Below are 15,326 nucleotides of genomic sequence, written 5' to 3' on the forward strand. Positions count from 1 at the left end.
GGATGATCTGTCCCCTTGGTTTATTGGAGAGGTTTTAGTGTTACAATCTTACTGAATAACGGGGGAAACGTTATGGATACTAATTAACAAAGGGAAGTGGAGTATTGAACCAGACGGAATATACCTCAGCAACGGTTCTTTCAACTGCCGCGAATTTTATAATGAATAGGCAAGAACCGTTTACGCATACCTTCCGGACTTATATTCGTTTAAGGGAAAATGGCACGTTGAAGTTAAAGTTCTGGCATAGCAACGCGGTGGATTCTACATGGGATCAAGGGCAAGAAGCTGTAGGCAGTGAACCTGGAGGCGACTGGGTTATCGAAACAGCTTATATCGCTGACGGAGGAACAGTACCAGACGGAACGGTAACTGAAAATACACAGCATGCGCTTACCTTTGAGGGAAAAGCCTCAAAAACCGTTGCGGCTGGCGAATGTTTCTGGAGTGATGAGACAAGCATTGTTCTACCGGAGGATCATTACTTGGCGTTTACGTGGACGATTAAGACACTCACTGCAGGTAAATCGATTCCTTTCAATGTAGAAGGGATGTTGGCTACAGCTTATGACGCGCCCGGAAATCTTGCCGCACAGCAATCAGCCGATGGTTTTACAGCGTCTGATAATCTTTTAGTACTGCCAAGCTTCATTGGGTATAGGAAATCTGTCACCAAGAAACTAGTATTCTTGGGGGATTCGATTACTCAAGGTGTGCGGACATTAAAGGATGAGTACGAATATTGGGTCGCGAGAATTACTGATGGCCTTGGCACGGATATTGGTGTATGGAATCTCGGCTCTGGCTGGGCTAGAGCTTATGATGTCGCCGCGGATGGTCCATGGCTAAACAAAACTAAGCAAAGTGATGAAGTGATGATCGTACTCGGAGTAAATGATATTGATATAGGTTGCCGTTCGGCGGACGAGCTTCTTGGTGATTTGCAGACCATTATTTCTAAGATCAAGGGGGCAAATGCTGAAACTAGTATTATTCTAAGTACGGTGCCACCGTTCAATTTTCAGGGTGAAAGAGAAGAAACTTGGCGCAAGGTGAATCGTGAGATTTTGTCTAATCCGCCTATAGGTGTGAGCCGGGTGTTTGATATAGCATGCCTATTGTCATTGCCTGCACCAGACGATCAACGGATCAGACCAGAGTTTATGAGTGGAACAGACGACCCGCATCCGAACGGCATAGCCGGTAAGACGGTCGCGGACGCCTTTTTAAAAATATAAGAATATATAAGTTTCACGCTATACTTTATCTTTATATTTCTACGAGAAACGGTTGTCTTCCATAAAGGAGACAACCGTTTTCTCGTAGCGTGTTATTAATTAAATTTTAAACTGGTTCCGATAGTCCTTGGGTGATACACCAACCTGTTTCTTGAATACCTTGCTAAAATACTTCACATCATGAAACCCAACCATTTCGGAAATTTGCGACAGCTTTAGACGAGGGTTCTGCATAAGCAATTTAGCTTTATCTATCTGGACGTTTAACGATGAAATCGGAGAAATTAATGCTGTATTCCTGTTTGAATCGGCGTGAAATATATTCGCGGCTAACAAAGAACTTTCCGGCAATCTCCTGTAAGGATAGATCAGAGGCATAATTGAGTTCGATATATTTCACGATATCATGCATAGGATTGCTTTCTTTAGCTTGTTTAGCGGCTATCACTTCTGATATTCGCTCCATCAGATCAAATGACCAGTCACGCCAAGCAAATAAGGAGAACGAGTAACCGTTCGTATAAGGAGCTGGGTGAAGCTGGTCGGCCTGTTCTAACTCGGCTAGTGCGCTATCGGCATCAGGACCTAACGTTTCCCGTACCAACTGGGAACGAAATAAGAGTGCATCATTCTTCCACGAGTTTAGAATCTCCGGTGTAACAATTCCGCATCGGCTAAGCTCGTCCACCCAGTGCTGCGCTGCCGCGGATAATACATCAGAGCTTCCGCTGATGACCGCCATTTTCCAATCTTCCTTCACATGTGCGAAGATCGCCGGCGATGCATTTCCTTGAATTTCTGTCTTTGCGGTTTCATTGCGCTCTTTAAATTCTTCGGAGGTAGTAGAAAAATGGCAGTAATCCTCATGAATTAATAAATTTCTACGCTGTAAGGCCTCAGCCACCTCTGCACGCTGATAAGATAATTGCTTAGGCAGGCTGCCGATGCAGCTAATTCCGAAATGCATTCGGACCTGCAAAGTAGAGTAGATACCCTGATTAATTCTCCCTATAAGCTCGACAACAGACGTTTGGATATCCCATAGAATGATGGCAATCTCCGAAGGACCTCCCCAGTAACGAAAAGCCACACCCTTACGCTGACCTTGCAAAAATTCATTACAGATATTGACGATAGCGTAGTTCATGAGACCGGTGTCTCCTCCAAAACGGTTAAGTAGGAGATTATTTCCTGTATCTGTCTGCACCAGTATTAGGCGCGAAGAGATGACGTTTTCCGGGATAATGCCATCGCTTCGCAACCTTCGAAGACATAATTCCGAGTTAATCGGGTCATCAATTAGCGCGGATAGCAGTTTTTATCCGTAGATGGGCTTGAACTCATTAAGCTGAATGTTCTGCTTTTGTCGTTCGCTACGGTCAGCTTCCTCTGAACGCCAAGCAGCTACTGCCTTAGCGATTGCTACATTTATTGCCTCCGCTTCAATGGGCTTAAGGATATAATCAATTCCACCATGACGTACAGTCTGGCGCACGAACTCGAAATCATTATGTCCGCTGACCACAATGAATTTGATGTTGCCGGCAAATTCGTTAACCCATGTCATTAATTCTACGCCATTACCGGATTCCATCATCATGTCCATAATGACCAAGGCTGGTTTCGCTTGCCGAATGATCTCAATGGCTTAGTGTTGATGGGGAGAGGGAATTATCCTTTGGGTGTTTGAACCCTTGTACTTATGATTGTGCTTGAGATTTGTGATTGCACTTTGTGCAATAGAATTCCTTTTTTGGTGGTGGAATTTGAGATCTGTTGCACTTTGTGCAATCAAATTAGTGAAAATCCCCTATTTTGATGGGCTTTACCATGTTCTAATGCACGAAGTGCATTAGAATGCTCAAAATGAGATAAAAAGGAAGATTCTATTGCATGAAGTGCAATTGAATGTACTCTTTGGGCGGGGGAGTTGTCGAGGTATCCCAGTTGATGTGGTACGGAATAGCTGTACTTTCTACACTTATTTAAAGTTCTCGGGTTATAAATTGGGTTTTGTTGTATTTAGTGCAGCTATAATGCGAAGAATCGCGGTTCACAGCCAAATGCCGAGAATATAACTGCACAGAATACACTTATATGGATATTTTCTGCTGAACAGGCTGATTTAAGTGTACAAAATGCAGTTACACTGACACACATGCCCATACTAATGAGATCCACACAGCGATGAGCTCTGTCATACGCAACCTTATGTAGCATTTCACTACGCAGGAGGCGATTAAGCTGTACACCTTAGAGTATTAGTGAAGTCGTCTAAACTGCTCCGGTGTAGTCCCCGACTGCTTGCGAAAGGTGGCAACATAATGGCTAACATCACGGAAGCCGACTCTCTGCGAGATGACTTTTACAGTAAGATCCGGCTGGCTTACGAGCATTTCTTTGCTTTTACGGATACGTAACCGTACGAAATAGGCATAAGGAGATAGCCCAAAGGTTTGTATGAATAGGTTGTTGAGATATCGCCCTGATACTCCGAGCTGATCGGCTAGATCGTTAAGTCCGAGATCTGGATCACCATAATGGCTGTCCATCCATTTCAGCAAGGGTTGCAGCTTATCCACATTGCGGGATATCGTTGTGTTGTTATGCAGTTGCCCATATTTGCTTAAAGTAAGCAGAAAGCGATAAGCATCAGTGGAGGCAGTCAGACCAAACATGTCCTGTGAGGCATCATATTGATCAAGTATTTCTCTTAGCAAGTTGGAGAGAGGGGCTTCTTTTTCCCAGCGGTAAAAAGAATTCATATTCATCCCCAGCGTCTCCAGAATAGATCCTGCGGAGCTGCCTCCGAACGTTAAATAAGAGGTGCTCCAGTTAGCAGCCGAAGCTTCATAGCGATGTGGGGTATAGGGAAGAAGTAACACACCGCTGCCTGCGGGAAGGGAGAAGCTTTTATTCTCAAAATGAATCACCCCTTCTCCAGACGCCGTTTGGAGCCAATGATAAGTTTCGTAGCCATCTAAGCGAGATACCTTTTCCTGTTGATGATTGTGACCGATACTGTCTAATGTGATAGGTAGATCCTGTCCACCCTCATGGGGGAACACAATTCTACGATGCACGATTCCCTTCAATGACTCCATCTCCTCTTAGTTCCATATTGTTATATGCTGGGAAGATTATTTTATATTTATAGCGTGAGGTTAACCGATTACAATATATATATAATTATACTATAAAGGATGTGCGAAGTGTGATTAACGATAAATTACCTAAGATTTGGTACGGTGGAGATTACAATCCAGAGCAATGGGATGCGCCTGTATGGGCAGAGGATGAGCGTATGTTTAAGCTGGCAGGAATCGATGTTGCCACAATTAATGTATTTTCCTGGGCGCTGATCCAACCTTCCGAAGACACTTATGATTTCTCGTCACTAGATGAATTAATGGATAGACTATATAAAAATGGTACTTACGTATGTCTGGCAACAGGTACAGGAGCGCACCCAGCTTGGATGGCTCATCGTTATCCTGAAGTGACTCGTGTCGATGTGAAGGGTAGAAAACGTAAGTTCGGTGGACGTCATAACTCGAATCCAAACAGTCCAGTTTACCGTAAGTTTGCAGCGAAGCTGGCAGGAAAGCTGGCTGAACGTTATAAGGATCATCCGGCGCTTGTAGCTTGGCACGTTTCGAATGAGTTCAGTAACTATGATTATTCTGATTTATCTGAAGCGGCATTCCGTGTCTGGTTGAAGGATCGTTATGGTTCTCTGGATGCATTAAACAAAGCGTGGAATACACGTTTTTGGGGACATACGTTTTATGATTGGGAAGAAATTGTACTGCCTAGTGAGCTGAGTGAAGAATGGGATGGCAACCGTACCAACTTCCAAGGTATTTCATTAGACTTCCGTAGATTTATGTCGCATAGCTTGCTGGAATGCTACAAAATTGAGAGTGATACGATTAAGGAGCACAGTCCTAACGTACCTGTTACCACTAACTTGATGGGCTTTTATGATGAACTGGACTATTTTGAGTGGGCTAAACATATGGACGTCATTTCTTGGGACAACTATCCTTCACTCGATACTCCGGTCAGCTTTACAGCTATGACGCATGATCTCATGCGCGGATTGAAGAATGGACAACCGTTCATGCTGATGGAGCAGACGCCAAGCCAGCAGAACTGGCAACCCTATAACTCTTTGAAACGTCCAGGGGTTATGCGCTTGTGGAGTTATCAGGCTGTTGCGCGTGGGGCAGACACTGTTCTGTTCTTCCAACTGCGTCGTTCAATTGGTGCATGTGAGAAGTATCATGGAGCTGTTATTGAGCATGTCGGACATGAGCATACGCGTGTATTCCGTGAATGCGCTGAGCTAGGTAAAGAGCTGGGACAGCTTGGAGATCAACTATTGGATGCACGTAGTGCAGCTAAAGTAGGGATTATCTATGACTGGGAAAACCGCTGGGCAATCAACCTTTCAAGCGGACCATCCGTAGCTTTGGATTATGTGAATGAAATTCATAAATATTATGATGCACTCTACCAACAAAATATCGAAGCCGATATGATCGGTGTAGAAGAGAATCTGTTCAAATATGAGATTGTTATCGCACCTGTGATGTATATGGTTAAGCCGGGTTTTGCTGAGAAGGTTGAAGCTTTTGTAAAAGCAGGCGGTACATTCATTACGACTTATTTCAGCGGGATTGTTAATGAGAACGACCTCGTAACCGTAGGTGGCTACCCTGGGGAACTGCGCAACGTACTCGGGATCTGGGCTGAAGAAATTGATGCACTTCTGCCAGGGATGAGCAATGAGATTGTGATGGATAAGGCGTGGGGCAATTTGAGTGGTTCTTACAAATGTGATCTGCTCTGCGATCTGATTCATGCCGAAGGCGCTGAGGTTTTGGCAGAGTACGGATCTGATTTCTATAAAGGAATGCCAGCCTTGACTGTGAATAACTTTGGTGAAGGTAAAGCGTATTACGTGGCTACCAGCCCAGAAGCAGGATTCTTGAAAGGATTCTTAGCCAATCTGTGTGCCGACAAGAACATTCAGCCGCTAGTAACTGCACCGGAAGGTATCGAATCTGTGCAACGTGTGAAGGAAGGCGTATCCTACCTATTCTTGCTGAACCACACCACTGGTGATTTGAGTGCGGATATTGGTGCTACTGAGCGTATGGATCTTCTGACTGGCAATAAGGTTAGCGGTTCTGCAGTTGTGCCAGCTCGTGGAGTATTGATTTTGTCTGATAAGAACTAATTCGTGTGTTATATAAAAAGATCTCCGGGACCCAGCTTGTCCCCGGAGATCTTTTTTTGTTACGAAGCATTTCATTAGCTGCTGCTCATGCTGTCATCTGAAGTAGCTCCACCCGGATTGCCATTACTTAATGTAATGCTCTCCGCCACAGTGGAATCCGATTTAAGTGTGTATTGGATAATATCATCAGCCTTCCGTTCTGCTAAGGTGATCGAATTTTCTTGACGCGTGCCATTGTCGAAGGTAACCGCTACGATTTTGGTATCCGCATAGATGGTAAGGGTAGTATCGCTTACACTCTTAATCTTGCCGAAATTAATGGACATGTTGCGGCCCCCATTCTGCTGATCGCCGTTTACTTGTGGCTGCTGTGCTGATGAACCTGTGTCTGCTTGGTCATTTGCAGCAGCTGTTCCTTCGGCCTCCGAATTCGCGCTGCAGTCAGCCGATAATAGAGAAAGCGAGTAGACCTCCCAATATTAGAACAGGTACGAACTTTCTCATTTTTTATTCCACCGTAGTAGGTTGAAGATAGTTTAGGAGGAATATAACAAACGGTTCTGAAAGTTTTTTAATTTCAGCTGAAAGTTTGCCTAAGAAATAAAGTATGCAAATGTTATATAATGAACAAATATGTAGACTTAAAGGATAAGCCAACGTTCAGGAGAGAGGCAGCACATGAAGACTTTACTAGTAACGGGGTATCGTGCGCACGAGCTCGGTATTTTTGACAATAAGCATCAAGGGATTCCTTATATCAAAAAGGCACTGGCTAACCGACTAAAACCTTTGATCGAAGAAGGCGTGGAGTGGGTGATTACGCCCGGCCAGTATGGTGTGGATCTGTGGGCATGCGAGGTGGTGAGCGAACTTAAGTTGCAATATCCGGACTTAAAGCTTGGGATCATTACAGCGCATACTGGACAGGAGGAGAAATGGAAAGAAGAAAAGCAGAACGAATATCGGCGTATTATTGCGGGTGCGGATTTCTTCGGGGCAGTCAGTAATGCTCCTTATGACGGTAGCTGGCAGTTTCGGGCTAGAGACGATTTGTTGTTCCGCAAAAGTGACGGAATACTGCTCTTTTATGATGAGGATGCAGCGGAGGGGAGTCCGAAGTTTTTTAAAGAGCGGGCGTTGAAGCTGCATGCTGAAGGGGAATATGAGTTATTTCTAATTCACTCCGATGAAATTCAGAATATTGCCGATGAAGAGAATCAGCGTGATTACGAGTAAGTATATATAAAGTTTGGAAATAAAAGCCCGTAAACAGTGAATGAGACCATCACCGTTTTTTACGGGCCTTTTAATATAAGAAGTAATCAGATAAAACTCTTTAGCGATGGTGCTTTTCGCATCTTGTAGTTTTGTTCATAAGCATAGGCGAGCTTGATGAGTGTAGGCTCCTGATAAGCTTTCGCTGAGAAAGTTACACCGAAGGGGGCGCCGGCTGATGTATAACCGGAAGGCACGACGATGGATGGATATCCTGCTCTGGAAGTAATTCTGGCACCGAAATCGGCGGGGAACAGCAGAGCATCCAGATTGTGCTCCTTCATAGTGGCGTCGATGCCTTCTTCCTTACATAGTTTTAGGTCAGTCGCACGGTGCAGCAAATATTTTGGTTCGGTTTGTGTGCCGGAAGAGGTATATTCCGCATCTATTAACGTAGCTTGGCCATATCTCAAAGTCTCCACAGGATGTGCATGGTTAAAATCTATAATATCCTTTAAGGTTCGCATCGGTGCCCCAGGGCCTAAACGAGATAGATAAGCGTTCAAAGCTGTTTTGAATTCATTCAATACCACAGAAGAATAACTAATTTCCCGGGCGGTCTTAATATCCGTAGGATCAATGATGGTCGCCCCAAGCTCTCTCATTCTATCTACGGAAGCATTGAACAGTGCAAGTTGTTCTTCTGTTAGCTCCTCGAAATAATAATCACGCGGGATACCTATACGCGCGCCTTGCAAGCCATTCTCGTCTAGAAATACAGTGTAATCTTCGTGAATTCTACCTATATTCGTTCCCATAGCTGCATCTTGAGTATCATTGCCAAGCATTGCGTTTAGCAGCAGAACAGCATCACGAACGGTTCTGGCCATAGGACCAGCAGTATCTTGTGTATTGGATAGCGGAAGGATTCCCGAACGGCTGAGCAGTCCAACGGTTGGCTTAATGCCAATAATGGAGCCTAAGTTACCGGGGTTAAGGATCGATCCCGAGGTTTCTGTGCCAACAGAGACTGTACAAAAATTACAAGCGGCAGCTACCGCAGAACCAGCACTGGAGCCACCTGTTGGTGTAGATATATTGTAAGGGTTAAGGACTTGCCCGCCGCGGGAGCTATAACCAGAGGGCATGCCGTTCGTCATAAAATTGGCGAATTCGGTCATATTGGCTTTACCCATAATGATTGCTCCGGCTTCACGCAGTTTGGTAACGATAAACGCATCTTCCCCGGCAAAAGAATTCGCCAAAGCCAGCGAGCCTGCGCTAGTATGCATTTTATCCCCGGTATTGATGTTATCCTTCAATAACACAGGTATGCCGTGCAGGGGTCCCCGGGAGCCTTTGATCGTACGTTCAACATCTAGAGATTCTGCGATAAATAATGCATCAGGGTTGATCTCCAGCACAGAGTTAATCGTCAGGCCATTTTTGTCATGATCAGCTATGCGTTCATAATACATGAGAACTAGTTGTTTTGACGTAATTTCTCCGGCTTCTAATGCAGCTTGGATCTCCGGTATAGTGGCTTCTACGATTTCAAAACTCATGTGCGTTCACGCTTCTTTCCCTTTAGGATATAGCTTCCCCTTCATCTAACCATAATTTGGGTTTGGTGGATAGCTTTCTTTTTACTTACATTTTGCAAGCGTGCAACTGAAAAAAGGTGTCCAAATCGCCAAAACAAATGGCTGTTAGGACACCTCTTTTTATTTTTTTTGATAGGAGTTATTATTACCCCTGCTTACCCTTGTGCTGTAAATCCCTCTTCCGCTAAATATTCTTTAGCTTCTTCAAGGGTCTCAAAGGCCATTTCTAGATTAAGGTCGGCATAGACATACCATAAATCATCCTCAAGTTTTAGAGTCAGTGTATGGCCCTCATCATTAGTCCAGAGTGAGTCGGCGGCTGCCGCAGCCTTTTTCTTTCTTTTGCTCGCTACAGGGGCGTCCGGAATGTAAATCGACAGTGAGGTGATGGAGGCATCCAGCAGACTCCGCAGCTCGGACTCCGAGTAGTCGCGAATATTCACAAAGCCCTTATCATCTGCCTCATAGCCCCGCAATAAGCCTGCGAACACATAACCATTCCCATTAGGATGCAGGTGGTAAGCAACGGTTTTCTTATCATGCTGGCTTTCCTCGTAGTGATAGTTCACGCGCCCAAGGGATACGTTTTTACGTTCCAGTTGGGGGTAAGAGTCGAGAATCGCTAATTTTTGTTCAAAAGTAAGCATATACAGCCTCCGGTTTTCGGTGTGATTGTGCACATGATTATACCATGACGATGGCCCGCAGACTATTTTTTAGTGATCAAGCGGTAAAGACAGCACGAAGGTGCAGCCTTCCTCGGAGTGCTCCTCAAGTACAAGGCTTCCGTTCATAGATTCTGCCAGCAGACGGCTGAAGGTTAAGCCGAGTCCTAGACCACGTAGTGTGCTCTGTTTGTCGCTACCTCGGAAAAAAGCCTCGAAGACATACTCACTATGATTCGATGAGATGCCCAGCCCATTATCCTGAACACGAATCTCCGCCATGCCATGACCTTGCTGTTCGAGTAGCTCTACTGTAAGCTGCACCATTCGGTCTGGGGCTTTGGCTTGTACACTGTTATTAAGTAAATTGACGATGATTTGTTGGATACGTAGCGGGTCCCCACACAAAAATAAGGGAGTTCTTGGCATATGGAGCATAGGCTCCGCAACTTCATCCGCTTGTGTCAGCTTCCATTGATACACGATTTCAGATAACAGTGGCACGGCATCCAGTCGATCGTGACGGACAGAGACGATTCCTGCAGTCAGTGCGTTGTAATCCAGAAGATCGGCAACCATCCGTTGCAATCGTCCAGCTTCCTGCAAAGCAATATCTAGAAATTCCACAGCTTCATCGTCTTCGACAACCCCTTCACGAACGGCATGGATTAGGCCTTTAATAGAGGTTACTGGTGTCTTTAGTTCATGGGATACACCGGCTAACATAACCGCACGGGACTGCTCAAATTGTTGTAACTTGCCTGCCATCTCTTCAAAAGACAACATCAGTTCATGGATTTCTCGTTCTTTGGCGTCCTTATCCAGAACGATATCATAACGGCCATGGCTGATTTGAGCGGCTGCTTTGGCTACTTTCTGGATCGGTTTTGCCAGTTTACGAGACAAGAGGTAAATGGTTAGCCAACTTAATATGATTAGAAATAACAAGAGAACGGAGAAAAAAATGATCTCCTCCTGCGGGATATGCCTCAGCGATTTCTTGGATTGAAGGACAATCACCTGTCCCAGCGTTTCCCCATCCGATTGTATGGACGCTACTGCAGCTTTGAACTCCGGGCTGCGAGAATCGTTAAGGCTATCATTAAGTTTATGCCTCATCTCATCTTCAGTTAGAGGCGGCATAGAGTACAGCATCTGATCTTGCTGATCCGTAATGATTACACACATTTCTACGGTTAACTTGAAGAATCGTTTTCGGTCTTCAATGAGCATTCCAAGATTCTGGCTGATCTCAATGGAACCCTCACGATTTACGCTCCGGTCGGCAATCTCCTGTGCTAATAATCCAGTGGTCTGCATCCGGTTACTCATAGCTTCTTGTTGGATCCACCAGAACGTCGTTAGCGCAGTTAGCAGGAGGCCAACACTAATGATGAGCAGGTAACGAATCGTCCAGTAGGAGAGAATCGAGGTACGTTTGGGGCTGCTTTTCTTTAGGTTGTCCATAATTGATATCCTGTCCCTCTCAGGGTACGGATTTCCCCCTCATCAACTGGCCAATGCGACAGCGCTTGGCGAAGTCTTTTGATAGACAAGTCCACGGCCCGGTCACTTCCTTCGTAATCCATCTCCCAGACATGTTCTATTAATTGCTCGCGAGTACATATTTGATTAGGTCTTTCAGCCAGAAATAACATGACCGACATATCGCGTGGACTAAGACTCAGCTCAACCCCGTTTAAAAAGACAGCTCGTGCAGTAAAGTCGATAAACAAACTGCCATAATGCCGTTTGCGGCTACCATCGGACCACTGCGAAGGACGGCGTAACACCGCATTCACGCGTGCCACCACTTCTTCAGGAATAAAGGGCTTAGACATATAATCATCCGCACCACCGTCGAGACCGGCTAGACGGTCATTGATCCCGTCCCTTGCGGTGAGCATGATCACGGGACAGCTGCTTTTTTCACGGATCAGCTTTAGCAGTTCAAAGCCGTCCATGTTTGGCAGCATGATGTCGAGTAATACTAATGAGGGAGGTGTTATAGCAAAAGACTCCAGCGCAGCACGTCCGTCGGCTACACGGGTGACATGGAAGCCTGCTTTTTTCAGATAAGCACTGAGGACCCTGGAGATAGCTTCCTCATCTTCAACAATTAGAATAGATCTCATCATGTGGTGGTCCTCCAATCAATAAAATTACGACAAGTTTAACACATCATAGCTCGCTCTGCTCTGACTTCTTCCCGACATATTGCTTTGCTAGAATGAGGGACGAGCTTGAAAATATAGAGAATATTTTGAATATTGGAGGGAACAGGATGAAGAGAAAAAGAATAGCCTTGATCGCGGCCGGAGTCATTATCGTAGGAGTAGTCACAGGTTATACATTGCTGGATAAATCGCTGGGCAATAATGTACAGATCGAGTCCGTGATTCCAGGGCAAGCCTCAACAGCAGGTAATGGAGAAAGCACGAATAACACTGGCGCATCAGCAGGTGCGACGGTCACAGCCGAACAATTAAACGGTAACTGGACGGTTGCGGACACTTCTAAAGTATATTGGTCGGTAACCACCTCTAAAGAAACAGTCAACTTCGTAGATAACAAAGTTCAAGGTACCTGGAAAGTTAATATAGAAGATTCTACTTCGATGGCTGGGGAAGGAACTGTGGATATGAGCGCTCTGGACTCTGGCAATGGTCAAAGAGATGAGCATGTAAAGGGGGAAGACTTCCTAGCCGTTACGGAATTTCCACAATCTACGTTTGTAGTGAAATCATTCTCGGAGCTGCCAGCAGAATGGACCGAAGGAGCAACTGTGCCGGTTGAAATGCAAGGGACGCTTACAGTGAAGGGTGTGGAAAAGGACGTTACCTTCCAGTCTCAAGCAGCGTACAGTGGTGGACAGCTGATGCTGTCGGGTACAACAACAGTGGCCTTTTCTGACTTTGGCTTAAGTAATCCACACACCGTTGTGCTGGGTACGGAGAACAATCTTGAGGTTCGATTAGAGCTTGTGTTGAAGAAATAGAAGCAGTCTTTCCGTAAGGAAGATGTTGCTGTGAATTTATAGAGAAACTGTACGGAAGAGACTTTCCCGGGCCTAATAGCTTTTGGGAGAGTCTCTTTGGTTTGGAATGAAATGTATGTTTTAATAGAAGTATCTGTCTAATAATTAGCAATAAAGGAGGTGTTCCTTGTGATCCAGGTGGCGGCAGCGATTATACATAATGAGGAAGGACAGCTTCTTATTGCCCGGCGCAGGCAAGGCAAATCTCAGGCAGGTCTGTGGGAGTTTCCTGGCGGCAAAATAGAGCAGGATGAGAGCATCGCAGATTGTCTACAAAGAGAGCTTCACGAGGAGATGGGGATAACAATCCTGCCCTATGAGAGCTTTGGCGTGAACGAGCATAACTATGGGAGTGTCGAGATCAGACTGTTTGCTTGGAAAGCCCGATATCTGGGAGGTGTAATTGAACTTGTTGATCACGATGAATATAGGTGGGTGTTTCCAGCTGCACTCGGTCAGTTCACTTTTGCTCCTGCAGATATTCCTTTTGTAGAACGGCTAATGGTGGGGGCAGATCAAGTGTGAAGGCAGTCTGAACATCAAATAGAAAGGAAGAACTTAAGTGCCCGTATATGAAAAGCTAGTGCGTGACGGAATCCCCAACCTGATAGCTTCTCAAGGTAAAGACTTTACAACAAGGATATTAGAGCCCGAAGAATACATAACTGAACTACGTAAAAAATTGAAAGAAGAGTCGGAGGAATATTTTCGGGCAGTGAGTAAGGAAGAAGCTATAGAGGAGCTTGCTGACATGCTGGAAGTAATTCAAGCGCTGGCGGAGACACATGGAAGTAATAGCGCAGAGCTGGAGGAGCTTCGTGCGGAGAAAGCTGAACGTCGTGGTGGCTTTAAGGATCGGATATTTTTGATTGAAGTGGAAGGAGAATAACTAGAGATTATTGTTCCGTATAAGGAGGTTATTCATGTTGTCCAAAACCAAACTGATGATGATCTTAAGCGGTGTGGTAGCCTTGATTCCTGTAGCTATTTATCTATTCCTATATTCCAAAATGCCTGATAGGGTCCCGATCCATTACGATGGGAACATGGCTGATAGATTTGTAAGTAAGTCTAGTCTGGAGGTTGTTTTGCAAAGCGGGCTTGGATGTTTGGGATTTATAATCATGAAACTCCTGCAGTTCCTTTTGCAAAAAGCGTTTATTCAGAGCTCTAACGAGCATTCAGCGGCTTTGAGCAGGACCTGGAATATTGCTATTTTGGTGGTGACGGTGGTGTTTGCTGGCATCAGTTCCTATACATTTATTAGAATGGTCTGATAGAATTAAAGAGACTTAGCAAAAGGATTAGGAGGAACATGCAAATGAAAATAGATAACGCTTACAAGGTAAGATGGGGAATTCTCAGTACAGGCTGGATTGCCCATCAGTTTGTTACTGATTTAGCTCATGCCAGCAATGGTGTGGCATATGCCGTGGGTTCGCGATCACAGGAAAGTGCAGATAAATTCGCGAGGGATCATGGAGTACCACATGCCTATGCTACCTATGAGGAATTGGTAAATGACCCGAATGTAGACGCGGTATATATTGGAACGCCACATCCTTTTCACAAAGACAATGCATTATTGGCGCTACGTGCAGGCAAAGCTGTCCTATGTGAGAAGCCTTTTACCGTGAATAGCGGAGAATTGGAAGAAGTGGTGGCCTACGCTAGAGATCATAAGCTGTTCCTGATGGAGGCCATGTGGAGTCGCTACATCCCGGCGATTGTGAAGGTTAGAGAATGGATCGCCGAGGGTAGAATCGGTGATGTTCGTTTGGTGAGGGCAGACTTAGGATTTCGCACCGACTGGAATCCGGAAAGCAGACTGCTGAATCCGAAGCTGGGCGGGGGCGCGCTGCTGGATGTTGGGATTTATCCGGTTTCTTTTGCCTCGACGGTGTTTGGGCCTAATCCTGAATCTATATCCAGTACGGTTCATATTGGTGAGACTGGAGTGGATGAGCATTTCTCCATGCTGCTGTCCTATGGTGATGGGAAGACGGCTTCGTTGAACGGCGGCATTCGTCTTAATATGCTGGAGGAAGCGCATGTGTTTGGAACAGAGGGCCGTATAATTGTTGAAGGGACGTTAGTGAACCCGAAATCTGCTTCGCTCTATATAGGGGATGAGAAGGTAGAGAGCTTTGTGGATGATCGAGCTTCTATCGGATATTGTTTTGAAGCAGAAGAAGTAGGACGTTGTCTTCAGGCAGGGCTTACAGAGAGTCCGGTGATGACATTGGATGAATCGTTAGCGATTCTGAAACTGCTGGATCAAATACGTGCACAGTGGGGTCTTAAGTATCCTGGAGAGTAAAT

The 15,326-nt window shown here is 45.3% G+C and carries 17 protein-coding genes; 8 read left to right on the plus strand and 9 right to left on the minus strand.

The genetic code is table 11. The annotated features are described in order from the left end of the window. Positions 1-104 precede the first annotated feature (104 nt). A complete protein-coding gene (locus tag L1028_RS13175) occupies positions 105-1,238 on the plus strand; it encodes an SGNH/GDSL hydrolase family protein (RefSeq protein WP_234534502.1) in 1,134 nt (377 codons plus the stop codon). 99 nt (positions 1,239-1,337) lie between these two features. Here L1028_RS13175 and L1028_RS13180 read toward each other — a convergent pair whose 3' ends face one another. The 4 genes from L1028_RS13180 to L1028_RS13195 form a co-directional block, all read right to left on the minus strand. Further along, positions 1,338-1,472 (minus strand): helix-turn-helix domain-containing protein, encoded by a 135-nt coding sequence (locus L1028_RS13180; RefSeq protein WP_234534504.1) that lies wholly within the window; start codon positions 1,470-1,472, stop codon positions 1,338-1,340. Positions 1,473-1,485: 13 nt separating this feature from the next. After that, positions 1,486-2,385, minus strand: a complete 900-nt coding sequence (locus tag L1028_RS13185) for a helix-turn-helix domain-containing protein (protein ID WP_234534507.1) — start codon at positions 2,383-2,385, stop codon at positions 1,486-1,488. A 171-nt stretch (positions 2,386-2,556) separates the two neighbouring features. Further along, positions 2,557-2,838: a response regulator gene (locus tag L1028_RS13190; protein ID WP_234534509.1), complete on the minus strand. Its 282-nt coding sequence runs from the start codon at positions 2,836-2,838 to the stop codon at positions 2,557-2,559. 661 nt (positions 2,839-3,499) lie between these two features. Beyond that, positions 3,500-4,333 (minus strand): AraC family transcriptional regulator, encoded by an 834-nt coding sequence (locus L1028_RS13195; protein ID WP_234534512.1) that lies wholly within the window; start codon positions 4,331-4,333, stop codon positions 3,500-3,502. Between the two features lie 119 nt (positions 4,334-4,452). Between L1028_RS13195 and L1028_RS13200 the strand changes: the two genes are divergently transcribed. Continuing rightward, complete coding sequence (locus L1028_RS13200) at positions 4,453-6,483, plus strand: beta-galactosidase (RefSeq protein ID WP_234534514.1); 2,031 nt, start codon at positions 4,453-4,455, stop codon at positions 6,481-6,483. 74 nt (positions 6,484-6,557) lie between these two features. Here L1028_RS13200 and L1028_RS13205 read toward each other — a convergent pair whose 3' ends face one another. After that, positions 6,558-6,809 (minus strand): hypothetical protein, encoded by a 252-nt coding sequence (locus L1028_RS13205; RefSeq protein ID WP_234534516.1) that lies wholly within the window; start codon positions 6,807-6,809, stop codon positions 6,558-6,560. 352 nt (positions 6,810-7,161) lie between these two features. Here L1028_RS13205 and L1028_RS13210 point away from each other — a divergent pair, with 352 nt between their 5' ends. Next, complete coding sequence (locus L1028_RS13210; protein WP_234534519.1) at positions 7,162-7,719, plus strand: SLOG family protein; 558 nt, start codon at positions 7,162-7,164, stop codon at positions 7,717-7,719. Positions 7,720-7,805: 86 nt separating this feature from the next. Here L1028_RS13210 and L1028_RS13215 read toward each other — a convergent pair whose 3' ends face one another. The 4 genes from L1028_RS13215 to L1028_RS13230 form a co-directional block, all read right to left on the minus strand. Continuing rightward, positions 7,806-9,263 (minus strand): amidase family protein, encoded by a 1,458-nt coding sequence (locus L1028_RS13215; protein WP_234534521.1) that lies wholly within the window; start codon positions 9,261-9,263, stop codon positions 7,806-7,808. Positions 9,264-9,457: 194 nt separating this feature from the next. Then, on the minus strand, positions 9,458-9,949 hold the full coding sequence (locus L1028_RS13220; protein WP_234534523.1) for a hypothetical protein: 492 nt from the start codon (positions 9,947-9,949) through the stop codon (positions 9,458-9,460). Between the two features lie 69 nt (positions 9,950-10,018). Next, on the minus strand, positions 10,019-11,434 hold the full coding sequence (locus L1028_RS13225) for a sensor histidine kinase (RefSeq protein WP_234534525.1): 1,416 nt from the start codon (positions 11,432-11,434) through the stop codon (positions 10,019-10,021). Further along, positions 11,422-12,102, minus strand: a complete 681-nt coding sequence (locus L1028_RS13230) for a response regulator transcription factor (protein ID WP_042193322.1) — start codon at positions 12,100-12,102, stop codon at positions 11,422-11,424. Before L1028_RS13230 ends, L1028_RS13225 begins: the two co-directional genes overlap by 13 nt. A gap of 149 nt (positions 12,103-12,251) precedes the next feature. Between L1028_RS13230 and L1028_RS13235 the strand changes: the two genes are divergently transcribed. The 5 genes from L1028_RS13235 (at position 12,252) to L1028_RS13255 (ending at position 15,324) form a co-directional block, all read left to right on the plus strand. Then, positions 12,252-12,965 (plus strand): YceI family protein, encoded by a 714-nt coding sequence (locus L1028_RS13235; RefSeq protein ID WP_234534527.1) that lies wholly within the window; start codon positions 12,252-12,254, stop codon positions 12,963-12,965. A gap of 168 nt (positions 12,966-13,133) precedes the next feature. Continuing rightward, positions 13,134-13,529, plus strand: coding sequence for an 8-oxo-dGTP diphosphatase MutT (mutT, locus tag L1028_RS13240; RefSeq protein ID WP_234534529.1), 396 nt, complete (start codon positions 13,134-13,136; stop codon positions 13,527-13,529). Between the two features lie 37 nt (positions 13,530-13,566). Then, positions 13,567-13,893, plus strand: coding sequence for a nucleoside triphosphate pyrophosphohydrolase (locus L1028_RS13245; RefSeq protein WP_234534532.1), 327 nt, complete (start codon positions 13,567-13,569; stop codon positions 13,891-13,893). Between the two features lie 34 nt (positions 13,894-13,927). Then, on the plus strand, positions 13,928-14,281 hold the full coding sequence (locus tag L1028_RS13250) for a DUF1648 domain-containing protein (RefSeq protein WP_234534534.1): 354 nt from the start codon (positions 13,928-13,930) through the stop codon (positions 14,279-14,281). A 44-nt stretch (positions 14,282-14,325) separates the two neighbouring features. After that, positions 14,326-15,324 carry a Gfo/Idh/MocA family protein gene (locus L1028_RS13255; protein ID WP_234534537.1) on the plus strand — a complete coding sequence of 333 codons (999 nt, stop codon included), beginning with the start codon at positions 14,326-14,328 and terminating at the stop codon, positions 15,322-15,324. Positions 15,325-15,326: the final 2 nt, after the last annotated feature.

Origin of the sequence: Paenibacillus pseudetheri, assembly GCF_924513355.1 — a bacterium.
In the GTDB taxonomy this organism is placed as follows: domain Bacteria; phylum Bacillota; class Bacilli; order Paenibacillales; family Paenibacillaceae; genus Paenibacillus_AQ; species Paenibacillus_AQ pseudetheri.

Coding starts and splice junctions, on each gene's coding strand:
- L1028_RS13180 (WP_234534504.1), bottom strand. CDS start 1,472: ATGCAGAACCCTCGTCTAAAGCTGTCGCAAATTTCCGAAATGGTTGGG.
- L1028_RS13185 (WP_234534507.1), bottom strand. CDS start 2,385: ATGAACTACGCTATCGTCAATATCTGTAATGAATTTTTGCAAGGTCAG.
- L1028_RS13190 (WP_234534509.1), bottom strand. CDS start 2,838: ATGATGATGGAATCCGGTAATGGCGTAGAATTAATGACATGGGTTAAC.
- L1028_RS13205 (WP_234534516.1), bottom strand. CDS start 6,809: ATGTCCATTAATTTCGGCAAGATTAAGAGTGTAAGCGATACTACCCTT.
- L1028_RS13210 (WP_234534519.1), top strand. CDS start 7,162: ATGAAGACTTTACTAGTAACGGGGTATCGTGCGCACGAGCTCGGTATT.
- L1028_RS13215 (WP_234534521.1), bottom strand. CDS start 9,263: ATGAGTTTTGAAATCGTAGAAGCCACTATACCGGAGATCCAAGCTGCA.
- L1028_RS13220 (WP_234534523.1), bottom strand. CDS start 9,949: ATGCTTACTTTTGAACAAAAATTAGCGATTCTCGACTCTTACCCCCAA.
- L1028_RS13225 (WP_234534525.1), bottom strand. CDS start 11,434: ATGGACAACCTAAAGAAAAGCAGCCCCAAACGTACCTCGATTCTCTCC.
- L1028_RS13230 (WP_042193322.1), bottom strand. CDS start 12,102: ATGAGATCTATTCTAATTGTTGAAGATGAGGAAGCTATCTCCAGGGTC.
- L1028_RS13235 (WP_234534527.1), top strand. CDS start 12,252: ATGAAGAGAAAAAGAATAGCCTTGATCGCGGCCGGAGTCATTATCGTA.
- L1028_RS13250 (WP_234534534.1), top strand. CDS start 13,928: ATGTTGTCCAAAACCAAACTGATGATGATCTTAAGCGGTGTGGTAGCC.
- L1028_RS13255 (WP_234534537.1), top strand. CDS start 14,326: ATGAAAATAGATAACGCTTACAAGGTAAGATGGGGAATTCTCAGTACA.